Origin of the sequence: Bermanella marisrubri (assembly GCF_012295615.1) — a bacterium.
GTDB classification, from domain to species: domain Bacteria; phylum Pseudomonadota; class Gammaproteobacteria; order Pseudomonadales; family Oceanobacteraceae; genus Bermanella; species Bermanella marisrubri.
In genome coordinates this window covers 3,409,250-3,435,495 of sequence record NZ_CP051183.1, presented here as the reverse complement: position 1 = coordinate 3,435,495, position 26,246 = coordinate 3,409,250, and the positions used below count along the sequence as shown (strand labels likewise).

The following is a 26,246-nucleotide window of genomic DNA, read 5'->3' as shown; positions in this document are numbered from 1 at the left end:
GTTCTAGCTAGACTCGCAAAAGCCCCTTCCTCACCTACACTTAGTCCTAAGGTTGATTGTATTTTTCAATTGCGAGGTACGTAGTGTTTAAACCAACATGGTTTCTAATTGCGCTTTCTTTTCTTAGTGCTTGCACCAGTGGCATTGATCCCGATGAAAAATGGGATACCGCAAAGCAAGGGGTTTTCAGTGCTGCATTGCAAGCCAATGGTGATCATGCCCTGATAGGCTCGATTCACCACGGTGGTAGTTATTGGCAGTTACAGCCGTTAGAGCGTCTGTATAACTGGAACCACGAAGCTGAGCAGCAAAGCAATATTATTGCATCAGCCATCAGTGATAATGGTAAATATGCGGCAACCGCTGAATTAAGGCGAATTGTATTGTGGAATACCCAAGACGGTGAGGCATTTTGGATGTGGCAAGCGCCGGCCGACATCGAAGATATGGACCTTGATAATGATGGACGTTTAGCTCTGTTAGGTTTGCGCAGTTATGAAGCTGCTTTGTTTGACATACAGAATGGTGGTGTACAACGCCGCTTAAGTCATGAAGGAATTGTGCAAACTGTTGATATGACCCCGGATCGACGTTTCGCCATTACAGGAGGTGATGATTCATTGGTCCGAGTGTGGGATCTAACTTCAGGTAATATGTTGCATGAATGGCGACTACTTAATCAGATCAAGGTGGTCTCCATTAGTGATGACGGACGTTTGGCTTTTGCTTCGAGTCATAGAGATGAAAGTCATATATGGGATTTAAGTAACGGTAAAAGCTTAGCCAAATTGGATATCGGCGCAGGTGTTTTTCTTGCGGCACGGTTTGCTAGCGACAATGGCTTGTTAGTAACAGGAGCTTCCAGTGGGCAAGTACATTTGTGGCAACCCGAAGATGGCAGTCTATTGCAAACATGGAAGCTTACGGTGAACAATCCGTGGGTAACTAAGAATACCCAGGTCGAAGATGTAAGCTTTCACTCGAAAGGGATTCGAGCAATCGGTGCCAATGGCAGTGTATACCACATGAATTATCCATGATTATTGTATGGCTTGATCAAGTTCTTGTTGTCGCTTTTCGAATTTTTCTTGGATTGCCTCTAAGTTCTTCATGGTTTTTGGGAGTTCACTGAGAGGTGCTGTGGTGAACGGTGTAGCACCCTGATTTAGATCGAGTTTTTCGGTTTTCGAGTCTTTGCCGTGTTTTTCTCCAAACCCTTCCGGCAAAGTTATGGTTTTTAAGGTTGCTACTTCTTCTTTAAGTGTGACAGATTCAACATTATGGCCTTTTGGCTTTTGATCTGTATAAACCCACTTGCCATTATCATCGCGGTATCGATATAAACCACTCGCCTGCGGGGTTTGAGTGCTATCGTCGTTTTGAAGGGAGAGTAGAGATTGAGAAACACTTTGCTTGGCCGATTGAATAGAATGTTTAGCATCATACTTGGCTTCTTGAAACCAGCGTTTAATGTCCCACAGTGGTTGGCCATTGGAGCCCTTAATTAAAAACGGACTCACGAATGCGAGTAACAAAGCAAGTATGATTAGCTTGTAGAAGATTTTCATAGGTTGTTCCTTGGGCCTTTCGGTACTCGCCCTAACACTAGTAATTATGTTCTGGATTGTTGAAGGACAACATTTTAGACTAAATCGAGGTGAAAGACTCGTAACGGGTAAGGAAACGATATGACCGTCCAGAGAAGGCTAAGGTATGCCACCGACAGACTATTCAATTAACAGAAATGTTAAGCCAAGAGTGGTTGAGCGCAAGATGCCAAAGCGTATTTTGATTGCTAATGGTAAAGGCGGCTCAGGTAAAACCACCGTGGCCACTAACCTTGCATCTTACTTTGCTCATCGTGATAACAAAGTTGCTCTGATAGATCATGACCCTCAGGGGTCCAGCACTCAATGGTTACAAGCCCGTAGTAACAAGCTTCCTGATATTTATAGTATTCCTGCCTATCGTAAAGGCGATACTCACTCTACACGCAGTTTTCAATTACGTGCCCCCAGTGATTCTACGCACATTATAATTGATACTCCGGCAGGCACGAGCGGATATGAGCTGGCGGATCATTTAAAGCATTGTGATGTTATTTTGATTCCCGTTGTTCCATCGGCAATTGATATACGAGCCGCTACGGGTTTTATTAAAGATGTGTTACTCAGTCCGGGATTTCGACGTGAACCAAAACCGATTGCTGTCATTGCTAACCGTGTAAAACGCAATACGCTGGGTTACACCAAATTAGAAATTTTCCTCAACAGCTTGAATATCCCTTTTATTACAAGCTTACGTGATACTCAGCATTATATTCGCGCCGCAGAATATGGAATGGGTATTTTTGATTTTTCTCAGCCGTTAGAAAAAGATATAAAAGAATGGCAGCCACTTTTAGACTGGCTAAACTATCATTTGCACACGCAAAACGGACAAAAAAACTGAATCGGTCATTTTTTAACTAGATTCTAAATTTTGTCTTTGTATAATTGCTGGACCCACACACGAATCCTAGAGGTACACCTAATGGCTGCACGTAAAAAAGCGACGGCAAAAAAAGCAACTAAGAAAGTTCAAGCTAAAAAGACTGCGGTAAAAAAAGCAGCGAAAAAAGCTCCGGCCCGTAAGACTGCTAAGCGCGCACCCGTTAAAAAAGTAGCGGCTAAAAAGACCACTGCGAAACGCACACAAGATCCAGTAGCGAAGCTAGAGAATGAAATTTCTAAGTTAGTAGCTCAGCTAGTTAAAGCGCGTGCTAAGCAAGAAGCTGATGCTGCAAAAGAAGCAACTAAAGCCGATAAAGCGGTAGCGAAAGCGACCACTGCAGCGAAGAAAGCGAAAGACGCTCAAGCTAAAGCACAGGCTAAGGTCAAAGCCAAGAAAACCCCTGCGGCTGTTCGTCAGTTAGATGCAGCTAAGAAAAAAGCCACTGTTGCTAAAAATGCGTTAGCCGAAGCTAAAGCTACTGCGCAATCGGCAAAAGACGCTTTGACTGCGATTAAAGAAGAAGCCAAGCAACGTGCAAAAGTAGAAAAAGTACGTGCAGCAGCAGAAAAGACATTCTTAAAGGAAGAAGCTGCCAAGCAAAAAGCCGCAGATAAGAAAGCTAAAGAAAAAGCAAAACTAGCCAAGCAAAAAGCTCAAGAAAAGGCGAAAGCAAAGAAAGAAGCTGAAAAAGCCAAAAAAGAAGCGGCTAAAAAGAAAGCTGCAGAGAAGAAGGCTGCTAAAAAGCCAGCGACTAAGCCTGCAGCAAAGAAAAAGCCGGCGACTAAGAAGCCAGCTGCAAAACCAGTAGTAAAAAAGCCAGCTGAACAGGTGCATACCTCTCAGCAAGCAGATGTTTCTCCGAGCAATGAGCCAAGTCCTGTTGAAGGTAACAAGGTGAGTATGCCAGAGGTTCCTGCTTCTCCAGTACGTAGTGTATTTGACGAAAGTGATAACTAAGAAGTATTCGATTCTTTTTAGCTATTAAGATGGCTGCAAGTGCTCAGACAGTGCTTGCAGCCATTTTTTTTGGGGGTGTATTGCTTTGTATTGAAGGTAGGCATTGAGGTTGGTAGAAAGAAGGTTTGGTATTTCAGCAACAGATGCGTGGTTGCTCACGTCATACAACAAAGCTTGTTCAATTTGTTCCGCCTCAAGCTCTAAGGATTTTATTTCGTCATACCAATCTTTATTGAGTGCTTTTACGCGCTTACGTAATTCCCGAATCGGTTGAACGGTATGCACTTGCCAATGATCAATAGGCCACAGCTTATCTGTTATGGAACTTAGAGAACGTCCATGGCTTGTTAAATAGCCACAGAAGAGTAAAAGATTAACGTCTAAACCCAGAAGTTGCCCTTGTAGCAGGATTTCTTCGAACTCCGAGTTTCGATAAACCTTAATTGAATATTGCCAGAATGGGTTATCTAGCGAATTTATGGCATCATGTCGCACCGATTATCTCCACCCGTATAACCTTAATTTGAAGCTCCTATGATACGACTACAGTCTCTCAACTTACACCTTGGCCAGAAAGATATTTTTGTGGGTGCTGATTTAGCTGTGCACGATGGTCAAAAGTTGGCGGTTGTAGGTGCGAACGGAGCCGGCAAATCGACTCTATTTAAATTGTTGCTGGGAGAATTGGTGCCAGACCAGGGAGAACTTGATATCCCTAAGGCGTGGCGTATCGCCCATATGGCGCAAGAAGTGGCGGCCAGTGAACAATCAGCGTTGGATTATGTGCTAGATGGTCACCAAGATTATCGACGCTTGAGTGAGGGTATTGCTAATGCAGAGCAAACCGGAGCAGAGGCAGAGCTAGTAAAGCTACATGGTGAGTTTGAAACTCTACAAGGTTATCAAGTACCGCAACAGGCGAAAACCATGCTCGCAGGTTTAGGTTTTACTGAAGCGCAAATGCAGCATTCGGTATCTGCATTCAGTGGCGGTTGGCGCATGCGTTTGAACTTAGCACGCGCGCTGATTATGCCCAGTGATTTAATGATGCTAGACGAGCCTACTAACCATTTAGATTTAGATGCAGCACTTTGGTTAGAGGGTTTTTTGCAGCAGTATCGCGGAACCCTTTTATTGATTAGCCACGATCGCGATTTCATTGATAGTGTAGTCGATGGCATTGTGCATTTGCACCAGAACAAGTTGAACTTATATAGCGGCAATTACGCCGATTTCGAACGTCGTCGAGCAGAACGTTTGGCGCAGCAGCAATCTTTGTTCGAGCAACAGCAGCGAGAGATCGCCCATATTGAAAGCTTTATTACTCGCTTCAAAGCAAAAGCTTCGAAAGCGAAACAAGCACAAAGTCGAATAAAAGCGCTAGAGCGAATGGAAAGAATTGCTCCGGCTCACATCGATAGTGAATTTCACTTTAGTTTCCCCAATGCTGACAAAGTTAGTGATCCATTGACGAAATTAGAGCAAGCAGAAATTGGTTATGGAGAGCGGGCTCAATTAACACAAGTGAGCTTGCAGTTACGCCCTGGAATGCGCATTGGTCTATTGGGCGCCAATGGCGCGGGTAAATCCACTTTGATTAAAGCCCTTGTGGGTCAGCTACCGCTGATGGAAGGCGAACAATTTAGCGGAGAATATTTAAGTGTCGGATACTTTGCTCAGCATCAAGTAGATGAGTTAGATCTATCTTTAAGCCCAGTCCAACACTTGCAAAAACTGATCCCTGAAACCAGCGAACAAGAAGCTCGCAACTTCATGGGCGGTTTTGGTTTTCATGGTGATCAAGCAGTAGAAAGTTGCGAAGCGTTTTCAGGTGGGGAGCTGGCTCGCTTGGCTCTAGCGCGTATCGCGTTCCTCAAACCCAATTTATTGATACTGGATGAGCCTACTAACCACTTGGATTTAGATATGCGCCATGCGTTAACGCTAGCGCTTCAAGACTTTGAAGGCGCCATGATAGTAGTAAGCCACGATCGTCATTTGTTGGCTAATACAGTGGATGAGTTTTATTTGGTTCATCAAAGTAAAGTGAGTCCATTTGATGGCGACCTTGAAGACTATCGCCAGTTTATAAAGCTAGAGCAGCAGCGTGAAGCCGGTATTACTTCAGAAAAGTCCAGCGGCGAGCATAGTGCCGAAGCGAAAAAAGAACGTAAGCGTAAGGCCGCACAATTACGTCAACAACTAAGTCCGCTTAAAAAAGCAGTGAATAAACTAGAGTCTCAGTTAGAGACGGTGCAAGAACAGCTATCGGATGTTGAACAGCAATTAGCGGATACGAGTCTCTACGAAGCCAGCGAGAAGGATCGTTTGCAATCTGTGCTATCCCAGCAAGCGGAATTAAAAAAGCAAAGTGAAACCATCGAAGAAGAGTGGATGGAAAAACTAGAAGAGTTGGAGACGCTAGAAAGCCAGCTACAAGAATAGAATATTGCTTTCACACATAAAGAAAAAGCGCGGCCAAGCAACCGCGCTCTTTTTGGGATTTAACTATGTAGCTTTAGGCACTTAGACTCTCTAATAATACTTGCTGTGCACTAATGCGTTCTTCCCCTTCAAGCGGTTCATTTTTCATATAGCGACCATCACGTTGTAATTGCCAGCTTTGGCAATTGTCACTGAGATATAAATCCAGCTCTTCACGCAGTCGCTTCGCCCACTTGGCATTTTCGATAGGGAAGCACGTCTCAACGCGGTTCAGCAAGTTGCGCTCCATCCAGTCAGCACTGGATGCGAATACCTTAGGGCTATCATTGTTTTCAAAGTAATAAACTCGAGTATGCTCTAAGAAGCGACCAATGATACTGCGCACAGAAATGTTCTCGCTGACACCTGGAATGCCCGGCACTAGGCGGCACATGCCTCGGACAATGCAATCTACTTGTACGCCGGCTTGGCTAGCTTTATACAAAGCCTGAATGATTTTCGGCTCGGTCAAAGAGTTAACTTTAATGGTAATGCGCGCCGGCTTGCCTTCTTTTGCATTTTTGGCTTCTTCGGCAATCAGTCCTAGCAAGCTTTTATGCAGAGTAAAGGGGGCATGATAGATTTTCTTGATACTCAGTGCCTTGCCCATGCCTGTTAGCTGCTGGAATAATTTGTGAACATCTTCTGTTAGATCTTTTGCACAGGTAATCAAGCTATAATCCGTGTAAAGACGTGCGTTACCTGCGTGATAATTACCCGTGCCCAAATGGACATAGCGCTTTAGCTTTTTACCTTCACGGCGTACGATCATCATCATCTTACTATGGGTTTTGTAACCCACCACGCCGTATACCACAACACAGCCGGCTTCTTGCAAACGGTTAGCAAGATGTAGGTTTTCCTCTTCATCGAAGCGCGCTCGTAATTCAATGACAACCGTCACCTCTTTGCCTTTACGTGCAGCCTCAACCAAGCCATTGACGATCTCACTGGTCGCACCTGTACGATATAAGGTCTGCTTAATCGCTAGCACATCTGGATCTTGAGCGGCGCTGCGGACTAAATCCACCACAGGCGTGAAGCTTTGGAAAGGATGCAATAAAAGCTGGTCACTTTTACGAATCGCAGCAAATACATCACTGCTGCCCTTTAAGCCCTTTGGAATACTTGGCGTGAAGGTTGGGTAACGCAACTCAGGTCGTTCGGCACCAATGGCGACGGACATCAAACGGTGAACGTTCACTGGCCCATTCACTTGATACAGGTCTTGATAGGTCAAGTTGAATTTATCCAGTAGGAATTGCCAAAGTGGTTCAGGACAATTATCTGCGACTTCCAAGCGCACGGCATCGCCATAATGTCGCGCATGGAGTTCGCCCTCTAAGGCGCTGGCCAAGTCACTGACGTCCTCTTTATCAAAACTTAAATCGGCATTACGGGTTAGGCGGAATTGATAGCAACCTTTTACCTTCATGCCAGGAAACAGTTCATCAGCGAACTGGTGAATCATACTGGAAAGGAAAACATAGTTATCGCCACCATCACAGATTTCATCAGGAAAGCGACTAATACGAGGTAAAGAGCGCGGCGCAGGTATGACCGCCATACCCGTATTACGGCCGAAAGCATCTTTACCATCTAGCTCAACAATAAAGTTAAGCGATTTGTTTACCAAGCGTGGGAATGGATGAGCCGGGTCTAAACCAATCGGGCTGATTACCGGTTGTACCTCATCGCGGAAATACTGCTTGGCCCACTTGGTTTGCTTTTCATTCCAATCGGAGCGGCGAATAAAGCGAATATTTTCTTTTTCAAGTTCTGGAAGCAGATACTCATTGAGAATATTGTATTGGCGCTCTGTGGTTTCCGATGCCAGTTGATAGATTTGATCCAGTACTTCTGACGGTGGCGTACCATCGGGTCCGGGAATTTCACGGCTAAACGCCATTTGTTTTTTTAGATCCGCAACACGAACTTCGAAAAACTCGTCTAGATTGCTACTAAAAATACAAAGGAACATGAGGCGGTTGAGCAGCGGGTGAGAATCGTCCAAGGCCTGTTCCAATACGCGAATATTGAATTGCAGGTGACTGATTTCACGATTGAAATAATACTCTGGTGCACTGAGATCAATGCTATTGTCGCTGACGGTATCGCTCATTGTTTTCCTTATTCTCACTTTGTCCCAGCACTAGGGTTATAGAACTGAGACAAAAAAAACGTTTCCCAATCATACTTTATGCAAATGTCGAAACGATGACGTTTGTTCCTATTTTTGCAAAAGTTGCGCCGCGCGTTTAGCAAAATAGGTGAGGATGCCATCAGCACCCGCCCGTTTGAAACTCATCAGGCTTTCCATCATCACAGCGTCACCATCGAGCCAACCATTTTGCGCAGCTGCCATATGCATAGCGTATTCACCACTGACCTGATAGACAAAAGTCGGTGCTTTTAATTCCTCTTTCACACGGCGTACGATATCCAAATACGGCATGCCCGGTTTGATCATTACCATGTCGGCGCCTTCGGCTAAATCCAAAGCCACCTCATGTAATGCTTCATCGCTATTGGCGGGGTCCATTTGGTAACTGGACTTGTTGCTTTTACCTAGATTAGCAGCACTGCCTACGGCGTCGCGGAAAGGTCCATAATAGGCCGACGCATATTTCGCACTATAGGCAAGGATACGAGTATTCACATGTCCTTGCGCTTCCAATGCTTCGCGAATTTCTTGGACTCGACCATCCATCATATCACTGGGGGCCACCACGTCGGCCCCTGCTGCTGCATGACTCAGGGCTTGCTTAACCAAGGTATCGACAGTGACATCATTTAGCACATAGCCGTCTTCATCAATGATGCCGTCTTGACCATGAGTGGTGAAAGGATCCAGTGCTACATCGGTAATCACGCCCAGTTCTGGCACCGCTTGTTTGATGGCGCGCACCGCACGCTGGGCTAAGCCATCGGGATTGTAAGCTTCTTCGGCTAGTTCGGTTTTCGCTTCCATGGGTGTCACAGGGAAAAGCGCGACGGCTGGAATCCCAAGCTTGAATACCTCTTCACACTCTTTCACCGCTAGATCAATGCTCAAACGTTGGATACCTGGCATAGAAGCAATATCCTCTACCTGATTTGTCCCTTCTAGTATGAACATTGGATAGATTAAGTCATTGGCGCTTAACGTATTCTCACGCATCATACGGCGGCTGAAGTCGCTAGCACGCATACGGCGCATGCGGGTAAGTGGAAATAGGCGTTGAGCGTCGGAAAAGGCCATGGAATACTCCGAAAGAAAAAACAGACTGCGGGTAACACCATTTTAAGCAATTTTTTTTTTATTGCTATGTTTACCAAGGATTGAACGATTTATGAAAGAAGAATTATCGAAAACTGAGCTGCAATTAGCACTTAATTTTATGCAGCAAATTCCGTTCAATAATCACATCGGTTTAGAAGTCCATAATTTTGAGAACGATGAGGCGGTGTTTAAATTGAAAATGCGTGATGAGCTGGTGGGTAATTGGTTACACGGTATTTTACATGGTGGTGTCATCGCATCGGCTTTGGATGTTGCTGGCGGTACGGCAGCCCTTGTAGGTGCCTATCGTCGTCAAGAGGATCTGCCAAAGGAGGAACGTGTTAAAAATCTGAGCAAACTGGGTACTATTGATATGCGGGTTGATTATCTTCGTCCTGGTAAGGGTAAAGAGTTTTATGCGAGCGCCAGTATTTTGCGAATTGGTTCTAAGGTTGCGGTGACGCGCATGGAATTTAAAAACGAGGAAGATGAATTAATCGCCGTCGGCACAGGGACGTATATGTGTGGCTAGAAGCTTAATGAAAACCTCTGGCGGTAATTGACTTAGGTCATGCCAACTTTGCTTTTTAAAGGCGAAACACTGTTTTACGCATTTTCTTGATAATTGCATTTGTTTTTTGTATTAGCGTTATCTAATATAGATGCACTCCTACTTTAACGCCGGAGGCATCTATGGAACTAGATCCCCTTGTCCTGTCCCGCTTGCAGTTTGCATTCGTGGTTTCTTTTCACGCTATATTCCCTGTTTTTACCATTGGTTTGGCCTCGTATATTGCCGTTTTAGAAGGCATTGCTTTCAAAACCCAAAATCCGGTTTGGACGCGCTTGTCACAGTTTTGGATCAAAGTCTTTGCTGTCGTATTCGGTATGGGCGTCGTGTCCGGCATTGTGATGGCTTTCCAATTTGGTACCAACTGGAGCAACTTTGCTTATGCCAGTGCCAACTTTCTTGGACCAATACTGAGCTATGAAGTGGTTACTGCTTTTTTCTTAGAAGCGGCATTCTTAGGTGTGCTGCTATTTGGTCGAGATAAAGTACCGCCGGGCATCTATCTTATGTCCGCTATTTTAGTTGCTGTGGGCACATTTATTTCCTCATTCTGGATACTGGCTGCTAACAGCTGGATGCATACTCCAGCAGGTGTCGAATTCCGTGGTGAGCTCTTGTATGTGACGTCATGGTTTGATGCAATTTTCAATGAATCTTTGCCTTACCGTTTTGCTCATATGGCATTGGCGTCGTTTCTGACAGGTGGCTTTGTGGTTGCCGGTGTGAGCGCTTGGTATTTAATGAATAATCGTGAAGTCGAAGCAAATCGAAAAGCCTTGTCCATGACACTCTGGTTGCTTCTATTCTTAACCCCGCTTCAAGCTTGGATTGGTGACTTGCATGGTTTGAACACACTAGAGCATCAGCCAACAAAAGTAGCGGCAATGGAAGGTAATTGGGAAACTCAAGGCAATGTTCCGCTTTTGTTGTTTGCATGGCCTGATAAAGAAACGCAAAGCAATCATTTTGAAATTGGCATCCCTAATGGTGCTAGTTGGATTCTCAAGCATTCAGCAGATGGTGTGATTCCTGGTTTGAAAGAAGTTGAGCCAGACATGCAACCGCCTGTGTGGGGTGTATTTTGGTCGTTTCGTGTGATGGTTGGTATCGGTCTTCTTATGATCGCCGTGGCGTTTGCAGGATTCGTATTACGCTTGCGTGGACAACTTTGGAATAAACACTGGTACTTAAAAACCTTACAGTTCATGAGCATCACCCCTTTCATTGCTGTATTAGCGGGTTGGTTTACGACTGAGATGGGACGTGCTCCATGGTTGATATACGGTGAGATGACTTTGGAGCAGGGATTAACACCATCGTTAACAGGTTGGATGGCTTTAACGACCTTAATTGGTTACATCATCGTTTATGCCTTGGTCTTTACTGGCGGTCTCTATTACGTCATGCGTATTCTGCGCGATGGTTTGGAATACAAACCTCATGAAGCGGACGATGATCCTAGCCACAGAGCAAAACGCCCTATGTCTGCAGTTGATGTACCCTTTGAAGAAGGAGCGCAATAATGGAACCGTATTTTGATCTTGTGCCTATTTGGGCTGGCATTATTGGCTTTGGCGTTATCATGTATGTGCTGATGGATGGCTTCGACTTAGGTCAAGGAATCTTGTTTCCCTTTGCACCTGATGAACAGGCGCGCGACGTGATGATGAACTCCGTCGCACCTGTTTGGGATGGCAATGAAACTTGGTTAGTTCTGGGTGGAGCCGGTTTGTTAGCAGCTTTTCCTCTCGTTTATACCGTGTTACTACCTGCGCTGTATTTAGGCGTATTCTTATTACTGGCTGGTCTTATTTTCCGCGGAGTGGCGTTTGAGTTTCGATTCAAAGCAAGAACTTCACGTTACCTATGGAATTGGGCATTTGCTGGCGGCTCGACACTCGCTGCATTCGCACAGGGGGCAGTTGTCGGTGCGTACATTCAAGGTTTTGAAACTGAGCATTTTCGCTATGTTGGCGGCGCTCTAGATTGGCTAACACCGTTTGTCGTTGTAACCGGATTAGGTATGGTAGTGGGATATGCCTTGCTTGGCAGTACTTGGTTGATTATGAAGTCGGAAGACTACATTCAAGCATGGGCGTATAAAATTACACCCTATTTGTTAGCAGTATTGTTTGCCATTTTCTTAATTGTGAGTATCTGGACGCCGCTTACGGATGAATATGTTCGTGCCCGTTGGTTCGATAGCCTGAGCTTTATTTGGTTGATTCCCTTGGGCGCTTTATTATGTGGTGTACTGTTGTTGCGAGCACTAAAGCTTAAGCAAGAAGGAATGCCATTTGTCGCTACAATGGGGATTTTTATTTTTGCTTACTTCGGGTTATTGGTAAGTAAACTGCCCTATATCGTTCCACCTAATTACACTTTATGGGATGCAGCATCAGCTAATGAGTCACAACTATTCTTGTTAATTGGATTGCTGTTTGTGATTCCATTTGTGCTTATGTATACCGCTTGGACATACTGGGTGTTTCGTGGAAAAGTAAAAGCAGGAGTGGGTTATCACTAACAAGGATTCTGATATAAAACTGCAAAAGGCCTGGCTGCAACAGCTGGGCTTTTTTGTGAGGGCCAGCATACTCAAGACGGCGCTATTTTCAGTACTCTCGGGGATCGCTTTGATTTTACTGTTTGTGCTTATATCACGCGTAGTACACGGAGTGCTGGTCGATGGATGGAGTGACTCTACACTAGAGTATTTAATACCCTACTTTATCGCGATGATAGCGTGTATTGTTTTTCGTGGCCTGACTCAATATTTGCAAGAACATTACGCAACGCAAAGCGGTTTAATTATAAAGCGAAAAGTGCGGGAGCAGCTAATTCACTCATGGCATCAAAGTGATTTAGTTGAGCTAAACAATATAACGGCAGCTTCGCGCACAAATCATTTTGTTGAACAAGTAGAAGCATTGGAGGGCTACTTTTCCCGCTTCTTACCGCAAATGAAAGTCGCCGTTTGGTTGCCACTGATAATTCTCTCTATTACGTTTTACCTTGATTGGATAGCAGGGATAATATTATTGATATCGGCGCCGCTAATACCTATTTTCATGGCAATCGTTGGCATGGGAGCCGAAGCGATTAGTCAACGTCATTTCGCAAGTTTGGAGCGCCTCTCTACACAATTCCTCGATAAAATTAAAGGCATGCGTGCTTTGCAAGCAATGGGGCAAGTGGATTTTGCTAAAGATCGTTTAAACGAAACCAGCGAGCAATTTCGTCTACTCACAATGAAAACACTCAAGGTTGCATTTCTTTCTTCTGCTGTATTGGAGTTTTTCTCAGCGGTTGCCATCGCTGTATTAGCTATGTATATCGGCTTTGGATTATTAGGCTACATTAATTGGGGTCCAAGTTCAGAGTTGAGTCTATTCTCTGGCTTGTTAATTTTGTTGTTAGCTCCTGAGTTATTTCAACCACTAAGATCATTGGCTCAGCATTATCATGATCGCGCGTCTGCCTTAGGTGCTGCAGCGCAGTTACTTCATGCCAGTAAAGGCTTCACGAAAAAAATGCCAGAAAAAGCCGAGTATTTTTCTGCCTCAGTTAAGGATGAAAACCGACTAGATGTTGTCGATGTTAGTAAAACGTTTGATAAACGTGGTGATCTGTTTCGTCATTTGAGTTTTACTGCTCGTAAAGGTGAAATAATTGTATTAAAGGGTAAAAGCGGAACAGGAAAAAGCACTCTACTCAGATTACTGGCAGGTTTTGAGGCCCCAGACAGTGGCCATATCAATATTTTTTCACAGCCTCCAGGTACAGAGCCCTGCGCGTGGTTGAGTCAAACACCGTTTACACTTTTCGGGTCTTGGCGGCAGAACTTGGATTTATTGCACTCCGATAGGCATGCTGGAATTGAAGAAAACTCCATGCTTGCTGCACTTGAAAAAGTCGATCTATTAGACAGAGTAAACATGAGTGACAAGGGTTTGGATGAAGTTATTGGTGAGTCGGCTTATGGTTTGTCCGGTGGTCAAGCTCAACGATTAGCGTTAGCGAGAACCATATTATCGCCCTTCCCTTTGATTTTGCTGGATGAACCCACAGCATCATTAGATAAAAAAAGTGCAGAGATCGTTGTTAATAACCTGCGCACTTTAGCACAGCATCAGCGATTGGTTATCGTTGCCTCTCACGATGAATCGATTATTCACGAAGCCAATCAAATTATTGATTTGGATGATGCCTCATGAAAGAATTTTTACCGTGGCTCAAGCAGCTAAGTGAATCCAAAAGCAGAATAGCATTGGGCACGAGTGCCATCGCATTGACAACTTTATCGGCTATCGCTCTCTTAGGGTTGTCTGGCTACTTTATTACGGCTACTGGACTGGCAGGCATAATCATCGCGGCGGGCGGCGCGATCTACATCAATATTTATACGCCAGCAGGCGGCATTAGGGCCTTTGCGTTAACTCGCACAGTAAGTCGATATATCGAACGAGTTTACAACCACAACACGGTATTGGCGCTGTTATCAAAGATAAGGGTATTTTTATTTTCTAATCTAAGCCAATTGCCTTTTCATCATCAAATCGGACAACGCCATGGTCAATGGTTAAACCGACTTACCCATGACGTGAGTACACTAGACAATTTATATTTAAGATTGCTAGCACCACCTATTGTCGCCGTCACATCAAGCCTGATTCTTGTTGTCATCAATGGTATTTGGTTGCCAAGTGCTTCTTTGTTTCTGTTGCTCGGTCTTTTTCTTTTACTTATCTTGACGACTTACCTTCCCGCAACTCTCGCACGAGAGTTGGGTTTCTCTATCGGAAGAGATCGAGAGGTATTACGTTACCAGGTTTTAGATCACTTGAATGGTATGCCAGAGCTAAGAGCAGCTCATATACAAACCAGTCATATTGAAACTGCATGGTTGTATCAGGAACGTATTGAATACCAAACGAAACGCTTGGCTAATGTTTTTTCTATCTGCCAGACCTTGTCTCAGCAATGGCTTTTATCATTAGTAATACTTCAACTTTTTTTAGGACTTGAAGGCTATTTATCAAATACGATAGATGGCCCTATCTTCGTCATGTTAATGCTGGCAACTCTAGGTTTGAACGAAGCATTTATTAATCTAAGCAAGAGCTTTAGTGATTACGGATTAACACTTTTATCTGCTAAGCGCCTTTCTTCACTTGTCATTAATAACAAAGAGCGAGTACGAGATGAGGTACTTGTTAAGTCAAGTGACGAATATGTAATCGAATGTCAGTCTTTACATTTTGAGCAAGGTGCCGAGCATATTCTAGAGAATATAAATTTGCGTTTGCGAGTGCATGAACGTGCATTGATTACCGGGCCATCGGGAAGTGGAAAGTCTACATTGGCGAAGATAATGATAGGTTTGCATCAACCAACAAAGGGCCATGTAGTCATTAATGGAAACATACCGGATGTATGGCCTCCTAAGGGTGGGCTTCAAGATTGCTACTGGTTGTCGCAGGACAATCATATTTTTAGCGATACGATCGCAAATAATTTACGTATGTCGAATCCTAATGCTGATGACGAAAGTCTATGGAATGCTTTGGATGATGTATGTCTTTCAAAACGTATAGAGCAAACACTACTGGGTTTGAACACTTGGATTGGAGAGGCGGGTCTGCCTCTATCTGGTGGTGAAATTCAAAGACTTGTAATTGCTAGGGCATTGTTAGCAAAGCAAAATATCGTGCTAATGGATGAGCCTTTTAAGGGTATCGATAAAGTTACAGCGAAAACTATATTGCAGAATATTGAGGATTGGATGAGTGGAAAAACCATTATTTGGTTTGCTCATGATCATAGCGTTTTACCTAAGCAGTTTAATGTTCGGCTGAGTTTAGCAACTGAATAATCCGTCTAGTGCTTTTACATCATTTATCCAGATGTAGGATGCGCTTTTCTTTTCTTTATGTGTATCTATGTTCAAACTGATGTATCCAGTCAGTTTATTGGATCAGGTACATAGACTATGCTCAAACTAAAATTCCCAAATGAACTGGAGTGGCACGACCTAAAATCAATCGAATTGCCTCGTAACGCTTTGCGTACCATTGAGCGTATTCATGGCAGCAAGTTCACCACTGAGTTTATTTATAATGCTCATCGACATGCTCTTCCCAATTTAAATAATACAGTACACAATGGCTACGGCACGATTCAAAAGCAATTAGAAGACGGCCAAGTCTTTTTCATTAATCCGCGCACCCAATCACCTCTTATAGACACTCTTGAGTTAAAGAGCGATGGTCATGTTCATTGGACCTTGCGAGCACATGCCAATGATATGCTTAGAAATTCTTTAAGAATGGCCATTCTTCACACACAAAAGCCTAGAGCCTATGTGGCTTCAAGTAAGCCCACAAATAATCAGGCGTCTCAGTCCAGTGCGCAAACAAATAAGGTTATAGAGAAACACCAATTTAAAATTCAATACAAAACAGAACCTAAAACTGAAGTGCCAAAAGATTATCAAGTCAATTTAACGGTATTCGATACCACAGATAATCGCATTTGTATGCGTCAAGTGGTCGATGTCTATCAGGCAGGAGCGAGCAGAGTATTTAAACTCGAAAAAGGGCATGATTTCAAAGTATATCCAGTACGAGAACACATGATGGATGTACGAGAAGATCTATCAAAAAATCGAAACTTAAATGCATCCGAAGCCAATAAGCGCATTAAGCCGCTGACTATTGAAAGCAATGAAAAGATACAAGGTGATGTCACTCTGCACACGATAACAGTGCACATACCACCCATTTTACGTATGGGCTGCTTTTTTGATGGTACGGAAAATGACGCAACGGATCCGAGCAAATATACCAATGTCTATTATTTGAGTAAGAGCTATGATGATCAGCTGACTAAGCTTAAGCTGCCAGAGAGCTATCATAGCCACTATGTACGTGGTGTTGGCAGTGAAGGAGACCCTTGGTGGAGTAAAAAAATTAATGCGGCGACTGGCTGGGGTGCAATAGATCGCATTGCAGGCATGGTTTTCCAGCTAGAGGAAGCATGTAAGAATTATTTAGATAAATATAGGGTTTATCCCGAGATTGTTTGTCTTGATGTTTTTGGATTTAGTCGCGGTGCTACTACTGCACGACACTTTATGAATGTCTTGAAGCAAGGCTATTACGGTTTTAATGATGCAAGTTTTCAAAAATTCATCACACCTAAAACCTTTCTGTTTAGCTTTGTGGGTTTGTTTGATTCAGTCGGATCCTATGGTTTAGCAGGGGATAACGATGACCATGGCTATAATTTTCATGTTCAAGAATCTTGGATGGCAGACAACGGCAAACTAGTTCACTTTGTGGCCATGAATGAGTATCGAGCTTACTTTGATTTGCAAACCCTATTTCGCGAACAGAGATCAGACTTTCCATTGGATAAAACAAAAGGCAAGTTATCAGAGATCGCATTGATTGGTGCACACTCTGATGTAGGTGGGGGTTATGAAGCAGATACACAAGGAGTAAAGAATACCAGCAAGAACCCAACACAATTATCCGTTATGGCGTTACATAAAATGTATGATATTGCTAAGACTAACGGTGTTCCCTTATCGCCCCTATCTGTTCCCAATATTGAACCAGGACTAAAGAATAATTACCAAATTGTAGAAAAACATATTGCTAAGAAAGAGATCCGAAAACTATGGGTTAAGTGGGTTCAGTTTAAGAAATATCGAGAAATAATAGAGTATAAGATCAATTATTATAAGAAATGGAACGAAGAAAAAAATGCCAGCTTTATTCGACACTATGAGAATAAGCTGCCGCGCAATAATAAGGACATTCAATCTTTATCAAACAAGCTTAAAGCTCTCTTATTAGATGATTACGACGCCTTTGTGAGTGCATGGGAATATTTAGATGATTATTATATTCATGAGTCCCACGGCCCATTCAATGACAGTATCGGAGCGAGCGCAGACTATGATGAGACGTTTAATCATAGTTTTATCGAGCGCAATGTATTTTTCAAACCGGCTGTAGACTTTGATAAAGTGAATGATGAAAAGGATAGAGTCATCTACCGAGATGGACGTCGACACACAATAGATATCGACGAATTTGAATTTGTCCTAGCCAAGGAGTTTAAATAAACGTGAAGTATTTAAAGATATGCTTGTTTTCATTGCTTTTTTTCCTAACAGCATGTACTCCAAACCGATTTTTCGATTTTAATTCCTATTCCGCTGGTTATTACCCAGGTTTTACTCGTAACTTTGATACTTATGAGCTTCCACTCAAAGTGTGGTTTGGTCCTTATATGATTCGGCAGGACCTTGGAAAGTATAGAAATAGCCTGCATGAGTTCTGGGATAAAGGAAATCTCCCCGGAGAGCAAATCAATGCTTGGTGGAAGGTTTATTACGAAGAGAAGCCAACTGAATATTATTATGCCCGTAGTTTTCCCGATCAGGGTATACAGGCTGATCCGCAGTATTTTTGGAGTGATTGGGCCTATTTTGCATATATCTCATTCGGTCCAATGTATATCAATACTCTGGCATTAACTGAAAATCACGATGAAGAGCACCTTAGGCTGCTTGAGGTATCAGAGTGGAGTGGTATGCATTACTACGCTTGGGGAAAGGAAAGCAGTTTTTATTATGTGGTTAATAAAGACCGAGTAAACCCACAAAGAGAACCAAGAAACTGGATTGAAGTTCCGGGTATTGAAATTACCAAAGCGCAATATGAGTTATTAGATCAGCGCTGTGGTAAGCCTTGGCTGAAAAAGCGATGCTTTATGGATGAAAGTTTTCCTGATTTAACCGAAGAGCAGATTGAATATATCCGTTCTCATGAACATGAAGATGATGCCTATTGGCTCAGTGATGAGGCGGAACCACCGGAGGCATAAAGAGGCTGTTCCTATAATCGTTCTTCAAGGAAAAGCATCACATGGGATGCTTTTCTGGTAATGGTAGCTCAGGTAAGGCTAAGCCTAGGCCTTGCTTGAGCATCTTTAAAGCTTTATCTGTTTGACCATTGGCGAGATATAAGCGGCTCAATTCACTACGTGTTTCTGCGCTATTTAATTGCTCTAAACTGGCCTCGAAATACTCCTGTCCCTCCGTAAACAATTCATTCATTAGTGCAATACGCCCAAGGGTTAACAGTAGATGCGCATCGTTGGGGCGCTGCTTTAACTGATCTTTAGCAAATAATAATTGCTTACGTACATCCTTGCCTTTGACCCAGCCAAATAAAACCACCAGTTCTTTATCAAAATGCAGTGGCAGTATTTTTCTCAGTTCGGATTCTGTTTCTTCTTGAGCGCCGATATCTTTTAGGTGTGTGAAGAATTCAATGGCAATGTGATTGAAACCATCCAGTTTTACGGTGCGAGCCGGAATGCCATGCCAAACTTTTAAAAGCGTTTTCGCATCGCGACTACTGGCCGAGCGTGAGCGCACCATAGTACGAATGAGTTTTTCATATGCTTCCAATTCAAGTTGTAAAAACTTTTTGGTAGGCAAAATTTTGTGTTTATTTAGCTGAGGTAAGATATCCAATACCGCTTGCCAGTCATCTAAAGCGGTATAGGCTTTTAATAGCATTTTGTTAACAAATTGATGCTTAGGAAATTGTTTCTTCAAACGTAAGCAGGTCGCTAAAGCTTGTTCGTACTGTTCCCGCTCAATTTGTAATTGTGCGTGTTGCAAGCCAACAGCTAAGTCCGCACCCTTAGTGCTTTTGGTGGCCTGTGCAATGAGTTCATCACTGTGTTCGTAATCACCACGGTATTGCGCAGCACGAGCAGCAGCAAGGTAGTTAATGATTTTGCCTTTGCCTTTCGCACCGGCCATTAAGTATTTTTCCGCTTGCTGCCATTGGCCTTCTGCTAATGCGATCAACCCTCGCACGGTTTTCGCAATGGCGACATTAATACCGCGACGGCCACGCCAATCTTGCAAAGTGCTAGGGGTTTTCAAAAGATTGTTGATTAAATGGATGACACCATAGATGGCCAATACACTAGCCAGTAAGCTTAGGATAAACACCCAGAGGCTGGTTTCAATCACCCAGTTTTGAAAGCTAATGAGAATATAGCCGCTGCCTTGCAGCATGAAGTGACCCAAAACACTACCGGCGACTAATAAGGCAAGTAAGGCAATGAGAGATCGCTTCATTAAACTTGCTCCTGTTGAATGTCAGGGGCGTTGCTGCCTGATTCTTTTTTTGCGGAGCTAGATTGTTCCTTCGAAGCAGGCTCATCAGTCTTTTCATTTTTGGGCACAGGCAAGTAAGTGCGGTTTTTGATGATCTGACGTAAAACACTCAGGGGTTTGCTTACATCTGGCAAAGTAAGCGTGACGTCATAGTTTTTAAGTTGCTGCAGTTCGTTCAATACAAGCAAGGCGTTTTGATGGCGTAGGTTTTCATCAATCCATTGGATCGCATTTTCAAGGCTTGCTTGATACAGCGTATTATCTCGTTTGATCAAGGCCCATTGAGTTTGCTCTAACATAAGACGCATGGAATGGGCTAATAATTGACGTTGTTGCTGTGCCAAAGGGGCTTGAAATACTTCGTCGCGGTGACGAATCTGAATGAGGTTGTACAGTTTATCTAACAAACTTACTTGAGTTTCAGTAGTTGCAGTGTCACTTGCAATCACTTCACTGCCAGTGGTTTGCGTATTCTTAAAGTTTTGTGGTGGGTGCACTACATCACTGATTTGAGATTTCAGCGCTTGCAGTTTTGCATACAATCCCGTGGTATCGAGTTCACTTTGCTTGCCTAGGTTAAACATGGCTTCGGCAATCTGTTCACGTACGACCAATAAAGCCGGATCGTTTAAATCGGCAAGAATGTCATCGGCCGCTTGAAATAAAGCGCGTGCTGCGTAAGGTTCTTGCTGCAATTGCACACGCTGACTGGCTAAACGTAATAGATACTCGACTTCCGCTAATTTCCAATCGTGTAGTCGTGCGCCTGGTACTTGATCAATGGCTTCACGCATATACGCCAATTGACCTTCAATGGAATTAAGGCGTTGCTGTCGCTCGTTACTGTTCTGCTGTTGCTGGTTAAGCTGCGAATTTTGTTGAGTGAGCTGATCGCCCAAAGAGCTAAACTGTTGTTCTAAAGCCGATTGTTGGCGAATCTGTTGCTCTAGACGATATTGAAAGTAACCGGCACTGGCCACTAGAAGCACGATCAACAGCACCACAATCCAAGGCACGTTTTTCTTATTATTGGCTTTTGCTGTTTGAGGTTTATGTTCTAGTTGTTCACTCACCGATGCTTCCTTATATCATTGATCGATTTTAGTACCGCTTGTGCAGTAATCGGCTGACAAATATGAGTTTGCTGAAAACCAAGGTCGATGGCCATCTTTTGGATGCGTTCACTTGGCACCAGTAAATGTAAATCTTTGGGTGTATTGGGCAATGCTTGATGAAACTGCTGCACCATTTCACCGCTTGTGAGCAAAGCATAGTGTATTTGATGCTCTGTGAGTAGTGTTTGCAACTGTTGTTGCGTTAGATCCACAGGGGTTCTTCGATAGAATTCAGCGTAGTGAACACTAGCCCCACGTTCTTCCAATGTACTTTTTATGAGTTCCCGGCCACCCACACCGCGCAAGATAAGGACTTTTTTTTCCGTCATATCTCGTAGCTGAGGTAATGCGAGTAAGCCTTCACTGTGATTGCCTTCCGGCACTTGGATGTCCATGGCTGCGCTGTCCAAAAGCGGAAGCAATGGCTCTGCGCTGCTGGGGCCAACAGCAAACCATTGTTGCTTCACCGGAAGCTGCGGCCAGTATTGATCAATCCAATCACTGGCTAATTGTGCGGCATTGCTGCTGACGCAAATCACGGTGTCATAAAGGTCGAGATCAACAATGCGTTGTTTTAGCTGATGGTAGTCGGCGCCGTCTTCCATTTTCAACGGCTCAATTTTGAGCAAAGGCTGGTGCACTACTTGAATGCCAGCCTGCTCTAGTTCGATCATCATGCCTTGGCCTTGTCCCTGCGGCCGTGTGACTAGCAAACTGTCCATAGGGTTACTTCACATCAAAGCCATAAACTTCGCTTAAAATCTCCCCCGCACCTTGAGCTAATAAATCTTCCGCTGCTTGAATACCCAGTTGTTCGGCTTGGGATTCTGGTCCGCGGATTTCAGTACGAATGATGCGAGAGCCGTCTTCGCTGCCCACTAAACCGCGCAGGTGGAGTTCGCCATCATTGAGTGTGGCGTAGCAAGCGATTGGGACTTGGCAGCCACCTTGTAATCGCTTGTTAAGTGCCCGTTCTGCGTATACGCGACTGGCCGTATCACTATGATGTAACGGCGCTAGCAGTTTTTGCGTAACCTCGTCATCCATACGACATTCAATACCCACTGCCCCTTGACCACCGGCAGGTAAGCTAATCTCATCGCTCATATGTTCGGCGACACGTTCTTCCAGTTCGAGGCGTAATAGACCTGCACTGGCAAGGATAATGGCATCAAATTCCCCCGCATCTAATTTGCCAAGACGGGTCTGCACGTTGCCACGCAAGCTCGATACTTTAAGGTCCGGACGAGCGGCCAAGACTTGGCACTGACGACGTAAACTTGAGGTGCCAACATGGGCGCCTTGAGGTAAATCTAAGAAGCGCTGGTAGTGATTGCTGACAAAGGCATCGGTTGGCATTTCACGTTCGCAAATGACGCTTAAGCCTAAACCTTCAGGGAATTCCATAGGCACATCTTTCATGCTGTGCACCGCGATATCTGCATCGCCGTTAAGCATGGCGGTTTCCAATTCTTTTACGAACAAGCCTTTGCCGCCAATCTTGGCCAATGGAGTGTCGAGAATTTTATCCCCTTGGGTTTTAATTTTGACCAATTCCACCTGCAAGTCGGAGTGAAACTTTTCTAATTCACTTTTTACAAATTCCGCCTGCCACAAGGCCAATTTGCTAGAACGGGTGGCAATTTTTAATACAGTCATGATGTTCGTACTCGTGTTTCGCTGCTGTGTTTGACCATTGCTTCGACCATTAGATAGGTCAGCGGGTCGCCCACTTTGGGGAAATTTCTGGCATGATACGGTACTTTGCGAAAACTTTCAGGACATAAGTCAGTATGATCAGCACAGATATTGAAAACCGTATCCTTACCATCGCCTTTGATCGCGCGGATAAGAAAAACGCCATCACCAACGAGATGTATTTAGCGGCAGAAAAAGCATTAATTGATAGTGTGGATAACCAAGACGTGCGCGTCGTGCTATTTAAAGGTGAAGGCGGTGATTTCACCAGTGGTAATGACCTTGTGGACTTTATTAAAAACCCACCTCAAGGGGATGAACCTCCGGTATTGAAATTCTTATTGGCTTTAGCGCGTTATCCTAAGCCAGTGGTTGCTGCGGTTACGGGTCTTGCCGTGGGTATCGGTACGACTATGCTGGCCCATTGTGATTATGTGGTTGCCGCAGAAGATGCGCGCTTTAAATTGCCGTTTGTGGATCTTGGTGTCTGCCCTGAAGGTGGTTCGAGCTTACTTTTCCCCAACATGATGGGTCACAGTCTGGCGGCAGAATTACTGATGCTGGCGGATATGTTTGGCACGCAAAAAGCGGATAAAGCAGGCTTATTGAATGAAGTGGTGGCCCATGAGGAAGTATTGCCATTGGCGCAAAAGGTAGCCGTTAAGTACGCGCAAAAAGCCCCTAACGCGGTGCGTACCACCAAGGCGATGCTGAAGAAGCAATATCTAACGGAATTAGAAGCTCGTGTGACGGAAGAAATTCACAGCTTTGGTAATTTGTTGGCGGGTCCTGAGGCCAAAGAAGCCTTGCAAGCTTTCATGGAGAAGCGTAAGCCAGACTTTTCCCAGTTTTAATGCACAAAATCTGTGGATAACTTCTTGGATATCTTTGGGACATGTGATGAAAAGCCACGTGTCCTATGGAGACTCTGCAAATTGGTCAAAAAACAGCATATTTTCAAGAACTTAGCGGAGGTTGATGACCGGGTGCTAAGTGAACTTACACACAGAAACTGTGGATAAGTTGTTGGATAAAGTTGGGACAGATGGCGCCAGTGGAGACAGTACGCTGGGCAACTACAGATTGGTTAAAAATAATTCATGCTATACGGATTAATCGTTTTTGTTGGCTTTTTATTGGTGGGTGAGTTCATCGCGCACTTATTCGCATGGCCAGTGCCGGGTTCAGTGTTAGGTATGCTGCTGTTGTTCATTGTGCTGGTTATTCGTGGAGGCATTAGCCAAGAGTTGAAAACCAGTAGTGATGGACTATTGCCCTATCTGCCACTGTTCATCGTGCCTGCCTCTGTGGGCATTGTGAATTACACGGATATCCTGCAGCAGGAAGGCCTGTTGATTATTTTTGCCATGTTCATCAGTTTGCTTGTAGGTATTCCCATCTGTGGATGGATCATGCAGTGGCTGAGTCGCTCTCATAAAGGGGGCCGCTAAGATGGACTTACAATGGCAATCGGCTTGGCAAGCAGTGTGGATGAGTCCGTATTTGGGTTTATTTGCCACCATCCTGAGTTTTCAAATGGGCCTGTGGATTTTTAAGGTCAGTGGTAAGCATCCGTTTATGCATCCTGTACTCATTAGCGTGCTGAGTTTGTGCGCTCTTGTGTATCTTACGGACCTAAGTTTTTCGCGTTATATGGAAAGTGCTCAGCTCATCAGTTTTTTCTTAGGCCCTGTAATTGTGGCTTTGGCCATACCGCTCTATCAAAACCTTGCACCACTGAAACGCTATTGGCTACCGTTTCTTTTGGCTAACCTTTTGGGCGGTGCGATTACTATCGCTATTGCAGTGGGCATTGTATTTTACATGGGCGCGTCGGATGTGACCGTTGCGTCCATGTGGACAAAATCTATTACCACGGCGTTTGCTTTGCAAATCGCCCCAGACATTGGAGGTTTGGCAGCGCTGGCGGCGGCCATCATTATGTTCACAGGCATTATGGGGGCGGTGATGGCTCCCCCTCTATTTCGTATCTTTAAGATTAATCAAGCTCCAGCACAAGGGGCAGCTCTAGGCATCTGTGCTCATGCTGTAGGAACGGCAAAAGCCTTAGAATACGGCAGTGAGCAAGGGGCATTTGCAGCACTCAGCATGAGTATTATGGGTATTTTGTGTGCGTTGGCTCTACCTTTTATGCTTGCTTAGCAACGAATCGTTAAATGCACTTTCACCGTGAGTAATCGCATCTATACTCATTGTTAGATGTGATTCCCAAGGAAGGTTTATGAAGCTGCGCCTGTACGCCATGAATACTGGTTTGCCGTTATTGGCGCTCTTGGCTCTTGGCTATCTGCCGCTCAAATCCTTGGTTTTGCCTGACTACCTAGTTCTGGGTCTTATTCTTTTTACCTTAGGACGCGCTTTCCTACTGCTACATCAGCAGGCGTTTTTTGCCATGCTGCCCTTTTTCTTTTTCAGTCTACCCAAGGGAATTTTGCCGTTTACTTTGGATGTTTATCACCCCTACGTACCCTTGCTCGTTTCTAGTTACTTGCTAGTTGTGAATTTACAAACCGGTCAGAAACCCTGGTGGTCTTGGCTGCATTGTCTCAATTGGCTTTTGCTGGGTTGTGTATTGTATGCAGCCAGTCATCTGTTGCCTGTCTATGATGATTGGCATCCGTGGGTGCAGCATCCACCAGAGTGGCTTTTCATTGCCATCGCAATTGTTCCTTTATTTTTCGCTTGGTGGTGGCGCCGCTTGGGTCGCTTTGCTGCGTACTGGCCAATGCTGATGATGATTCCGGTGGCTTATGATTGGGCCCCGCAAAGCTATATTTTTCTATGGATGTCTTTGGCCTGCCTATTTTCACTCACATTGGATAGCTATTTCATGGCGTTTGTGGATGAGTTAACGGGAATCGCAGGGAGACGGGCGTTGGAGTTCAAGCTGAAAACCCTGCCCAAGCACTATTATCTGGCCATGCTGGATGTGGATCATTTTAAAAAGTTTAATGATACCCACGGCCACCAAGTAGGGGATGATGTGCTTAGAACCGTAGCAAAGCTCATTAGCCAAACCCGTCAGGCGAAAGCCTATCGCTATGGTGGCGAGGAATTCGCGTTGGTTTTTAAAAACGGAGCGGTAAGCGAAATCGTTGCCTGTCTTGAAGAAACCCGCAAAGCCATCGCTGAGTATCCTCTTTACCCTAAAAGTCGTAAGCGGGATAAAAACAGTCGCGGCAAGGGGTCGCAAAGAAAACCCTTGCATATCACCGTGAGCTTTGGATTGGCACAACAGCATAAGGGTGAAAGCCATCCCCAGGTTATTGAGCGGGCGGACAAGGCGTTGTATCAGGCTAAGAAAAAAGGCCGCAATCGTATAGAAAAGGCGAAATAACAAGGGCTTATAGCGATTTGTTTTATACCCACAAGGCTCAAGTTAGGTTAGTCTAGGTCGATAACATAATAACAACAAAAAAGTTTGGGAGTTTCACT

The 26,246-nt window shown here is 44.3% G+C and carries 23 protein-coding genes; 15 read left to right on the top strand and 8 right to left on the bottom strand.

What is annotated here, in order from left to right; genetic code table 11:
• The first annotated feature begins 83 nt into the window (after positions 1 to 83).
• Positions 84 to 1,040 (top strand): WD40 repeat domain-containing protein, encoded by a 957-nt coding sequence (locus HF888_RS15955; RefSeq protein WP_007016704.1) that lies wholly within the window; start codon positions 84 to 86, stop codon positions 1,038 to 1,040.
• Here HF888_RS15955 and HF888_RS15950 read toward each other — a convergent pair whose 3' ends face one another.
• Positions 1,041 to 1,568, bottom strand: coding sequence for a DUF4124 domain-containing protein (locus HF888_RS15950; RefSeq protein ID WP_007016705.1), 528 nt, complete (start codon positions 1,566 to 1,568; stop codon positions 1,041 to 1,043).
• Positions 1,569 to 1,713: 145 nt separating this feature from the next.
• Here HF888_RS15950 and HF888_RS15945 point away from each other — a divergent pair, with 145 nt between their 5' ends.
• Positions 1,714 to 2,451 carry a ParA family protein gene (locus HF888_RS15945; protein ID WP_007016706.1) on the top strand — a complete coding sequence of 246 codons (738 nt, stop codon included), beginning with the start codon at positions 1,714 to 1,716 and terminating at the stop codon, positions 2,449 to 2,451.
• Between the two features lie 81 nt (positions 2,452 to 2,532).
• Positions 2,533 to 3,450 (top strand): hypothetical protein, encoded by a 918-nt coding sequence (locus HF888_RS15940; protein ID WP_050757987.1) that lies wholly within the window; start codon positions 2,533 to 2,535, stop codon positions 3,448 to 3,450.
• A 24-nt stretch (positions 3,451 to 3,474) separates the two neighbouring features.
• Here HF888_RS15940 and HF888_RS15935 read toward each other — a convergent pair whose 3' ends face one another.
• Positions 3,475 to 3,945 (bottom strand): DUF2390 domain-containing protein, encoded by a 471-nt coding sequence (locus HF888_RS15935; protein WP_007016591.1) that lies wholly within the window; start codon positions 3,943 to 3,945, stop codon positions 3,475 to 3,477.
• A 39-nt stretch (positions 3,946 to 3,984) separates the two neighbouring features.
• On the opposite strand from HF888_RS15935, the gene HF888_RS15930 reads away from it, so the two are divergent.
• Positions 3,985 to 5,895, top strand: a complete 1,911-nt coding sequence (locus tag HF888_RS15930) for an ATP-binding cassette domain-containing protein (protein ID WP_007016592.1) — start codon at positions 3,985 to 3,987, stop codon at positions 5,893 to 5,895.
• A gap of 73 nt (positions 5,896 to 5,968) precedes the next feature.
• Here the strand turns inward: HF888_RS15930 and ppk1 are convergent, their stop codons facing one another.
• Positions 5,969 to 8,056 carry a polyphosphate kinase 1 gene (ppk1, locus tag HF888_RS15925; RefSeq protein ID WP_007016593.1) on the bottom strand — a complete coding sequence of 696 codons (2,088 nt, stop codon included), beginning with the start codon at positions 8,054 to 8,056 and terminating at the stop codon, positions 5,969 to 5,971.
• Between the two features lie 108 nt (positions 8,057 to 8,164).
• The gene (gene hemB / locus HF888_RS15920) at positions 8,165 to 9,175 is read right to left on the bottom strand and encodes a porphobilinogen synthase (RefSeq protein WP_007016594.1); all 1,011 of its coding nucleotides are present in this window, start codon (positions 9,173 to 9,175) and stop codon (positions 8,165 to 8,167) included.
• Between the two features lie 91 nt (positions 9,176 to 9,266).
• Here hemB and HF888_RS15915 point away from each other — a divergent pair, with 91 nt between their 5' ends.
• The 7 genes from HF888_RS15915 (at position 9,267) to HF888_RS15885 (ending at position 18,665) form a co-directional block, all read left to right on the top strand.
• The gene (locus HF888_RS15915) at positions 9,267 to 9,728 is read left to right on the top strand and encodes a thioesterase family protein (protein ID WP_007016595.1); all 462 of its coding nucleotides are present in this window, start codon (positions 9,267 to 9,269) and stop codon (positions 9,726 to 9,728) included.
• Positions 9,729 to 9,889: 161 nt separating this feature from the next.
• Positions 9,890 to 11,290, top strand: a complete 1,401-nt coding sequence (locus tag HF888_RS15910) for a cytochrome ubiquinol oxidase subunit I (protein ID WP_007016596.1) — start codon at positions 9,890 to 9,892, stop codon at positions 11,288 to 11,290.
• Complete coding sequence (cydB, locus tag HF888_RS15905; RefSeq protein ID WP_007016597.1) at positions 11,290 to 12,294, top strand: cytochrome d ubiquinol oxidase subunit II; 1,005 nt, start codon at positions 11,290 to 11,292, stop codon at positions 12,292 to 12,294. The genes HF888_RS15910 and cydB overlap by 1 nt, the downstream gene beginning before the upstream one ends.
• Before the next feature lie 55 nt (positions 12,295 to 12,349).
• Complete coding sequence (gene cydD / locus HF888_RS15900) at positions 12,350 to 13,984, top strand: thiol reductant ABC exporter subunit CydD (protein ID WP_165837003.1); 1,635 nt, start codon at positions 12,350 to 12,352, stop codon at positions 13,982 to 13,984.
• Positions 13,981 to 15,642, top strand: coding sequence for a thiol reductant ABC exporter subunit CydC (cydC, locus tag HF888_RS15895; RefSeq protein WP_007016599.1), 1,662 nt, complete (start codon positions 13,981 to 13,983; stop codon positions 15,640 to 15,642). The genes cydD and cydC overlap by 4 nt, the downstream gene beginning before the upstream one ends.
• A 117-nt stretch (positions 15,643 to 15,759) precedes the next feature.
• Positions 15,760 to 17,901 carry a phospholipase effector Tle1 domain-containing protein gene (locus HF888_RS15890; protein WP_007016600.1) on the top strand — a complete coding sequence of 714 codons (2,142 nt, stop codon included), beginning with the start codon at positions 15,760 to 15,762 and terminating at the stop codon, positions 17,899 to 17,901.
• A gap of 2 nt (positions 17,902 to 17,903) precedes the next feature.
• A complete protein-coding gene (locus tag HF888_RS15885; protein WP_007016601.1) occupies positions 17,904 to 18,665 on the top strand; it encodes a hypothetical protein in 762 nt (253 codons plus the stop codon).
• A gap of 37 nt (positions 18,666 to 18,702) precedes the next feature.
• On the opposite strand, the gene HF888_RS15880 is transcribed toward HF888_RS15885, so the two are convergent.
• Genes HF888_RS15880 through hemC form a run of 4 tightly spaced genes read right to left on the bottom strand, consistent with a single transcriptional unit; the run spans position 18,703 to position 22,751 of the window.
• A complete protein-coding gene (locus HF888_RS15880; RefSeq protein ID WP_007016602.1) occupies positions 18,703 to 19,938 on the bottom strand; it encodes a heme biosynthesis HemY N-terminal domain-containing protein in 1,236 nt (411 codons plus the stop codon).
• Entirely contained in the window at positions 19,938 to 21,050 is a 1,113-nt protein-coding gene (locus HF888_RS15875) for a uroporphyrinogen-III C-methyltransferase (RefSeq protein ID WP_007016603.1), read from the bottom strand. Before HF888_RS15875 ends, HF888_RS15880 begins: the two co-directional genes overlap by 1 nt.
• Positions 21,047 to 21,814 (bottom strand): uroporphyrinogen-III synthase, encoded by a 768-nt coding sequence (locus tag HF888_RS15870; protein WP_007016604.1) that lies wholly within the window; start codon positions 21,812 to 21,814, stop codon positions 21,047 to 21,049. Before HF888_RS15870 ends, HF888_RS15875 begins: the two co-directional genes overlap by 4 nt.
• A 4-nt stretch (positions 21,815 to 21,818) precedes the next feature.
• Positions 21,819 to 22,751, bottom strand: coding sequence for a hydroxymethylbilane synthase (gene hemC, locus HF888_RS15865; protein ID WP_007016605.1), 933 nt, complete (start codon positions 22,749 to 22,751; stop codon positions 21,819 to 21,821).
• Positions 22,752 to 22,885: 134 nt separating this feature from the next.
• On the opposite strand from hemC, the gene HF888_RS15860 reads away from it, so the two are divergent.
• The 4 genes from HF888_RS15860 (at position 22,886) to HF888_RS15845 (ending at position 26,148) form a co-directional block, all read left to right on the top strand.
• Entirely contained in the window at positions 22,886 to 23,644 is a 759-nt protein-coding gene (locus HF888_RS15860; RefSeq protein ID WP_007016606.1) for an enoyl-CoA hydratase, read from the top strand.
• A gap of 246 nt (positions 23,645 to 23,890) precedes the next feature.
• Positions 23,891 to 24,241: a CidA/LrgA family protein gene (locus HF888_RS15855; RefSeq protein WP_007016607.1), complete on the top strand. Its 351-nt coding sequence runs from the start codon at positions 23,891 to 23,893 to the stop codon at positions 24,239 to 24,241.
• 1 nt (position 24,242) lies between these two features.
• Positions 24,243 to 24,953, top strand: a complete 711-nt coding sequence (locus HF888_RS15850; RefSeq protein WP_007016608.1) for an LrgB family protein — start codon at positions 24,243 to 24,245, stop codon at positions 24,951 to 24,953.
• Between the two features lie 79 nt (positions 24,954 to 25,032).
• The gene (locus HF888_RS15845; protein WP_007016609.1) at positions 25,033 to 26,148 is read left to right on the top strand and encodes a GGDEF domain-containing protein; all 1,116 of its coding nucleotides are present in this window, start codon (positions 25,033 to 25,035) and stop codon (positions 26,146 to 26,148) included.
• The last annotated feature ends 98 nt before the right edge of the window (positions 26,149 to 26,246 follow it).

Coding starts and splice junctions, on each gene's coding strand:
- HF888_RS15855 (WP_007016607.1), top strand. CDS start 23,891: ATGCTATACGGATTAATCGTTTTTGTTGGCTTTTTATTGGTGGGTGAG.
- hemB (WP_007016594.1), bottom strand. CDS start 9,175: ATGGCCTTTTCCGACGCTCAACGCCTATTTCCACTTACCCGCATGCGC.
- ppk1 (WP_007016593.1), bottom strand. CDS start 8,056: ATGAGCGATACCGTCAGCGACAATAGCATTGATCTCAGTGCACCAGAG.
- HF888_RS15890 (WP_007016600.1), top strand. CDS start 15,760: ATGCTCAAACTAAAATTCCCAAATGAACTGGAGTGGCACGACCTAAAA.
- cydC (WP_007016599.1), top strand. CDS start 13,981: ATGAAAGAATTTTTACCGTGGCTCAAGCAGCTAAGTGAATCCAAAAGC.
- HF888_RS15910 (WP_007016596.1), top strand. CDS start 9,890: ATGGAACTAGATCCCCTTGTCCTGTCCCGCTTGCAGTTTGCATTCGTG.
- HF888_RS15845 (WP_007016609.1), top strand. CDS start 25,033: ATGAAGCTGCGCCTGTACGCCATGAATACTGGTTTGCCGTTATTGGCG.
- HF888_RS15850 (WP_007016608.1), top strand. CDS start 24,243: ATGGACTTACAATGGCAATCGGCTTGGCAAGCAGTGTGGATGAGTCCG.
- HF888_RS15950 (WP_007016705.1), bottom strand. CDS start 1,568: ATGAAAATCTTCTACAAGCTAATCATACTTGCTTTGTTACTCGCATTC.
- HF888_RS15870 (WP_007016604.1), bottom strand. CDS start 21,814: ATGGACAGTTTGCTAGTCACACGGCCGCAGGGACAAGGCCAAGGCATG.
- HF888_RS15945 (WP_007016706.1), top strand. CDS start 1,714: ATGCCACCGACAGACTATTCAATTAACAGAAATGTTAAGCCAAGAGTG.
- HF888_RS15880 (WP_007016602.1), bottom strand. CDS start 19,938: ATGAAGCGATCTCTCATTGCCTTACTTGCCTTATTAGTCGCCGGTAGT.
- hemC (WP_007016605.1), bottom strand. CDS start 22,751: ATGACTGTATTAAAAATTGCCACCCGTTCTAGCAAATTGGCCTTGTGG.
- HF888_RS15860 (WP_007016606.1), top strand. CDS start 22,886: ATGATCAGCACAGATATTGAAAACCGTATCCTTACCATCGCCTTTGAT.
- HF888_RS15915 (WP_007016595.1), top strand. CDS start 9,267: ATGAAAGAAGAATTATCGAAAACTGAGCTGCAATTAGCACTTAATTTT.
- HF888_RS15940 (WP_050757987.1), top strand. CDS start 2,533: ATGGCTGCACGTAAAAAAGCGACGGCAAAAAAAGCAACTAAGAAAGTT.
- cydB (WP_007016597.1), top strand. CDS start 11,290: ATGGAACCGTATTTTGATCTTGTGCCTATTTGGGCTGGCATTATTGGC.
- HF888_RS15930 (WP_007016592.1), top strand. CDS start 3,985: ATGATACGACTACAGTCTCTCAACTTACACCTTGGCCAGAAAGATATT.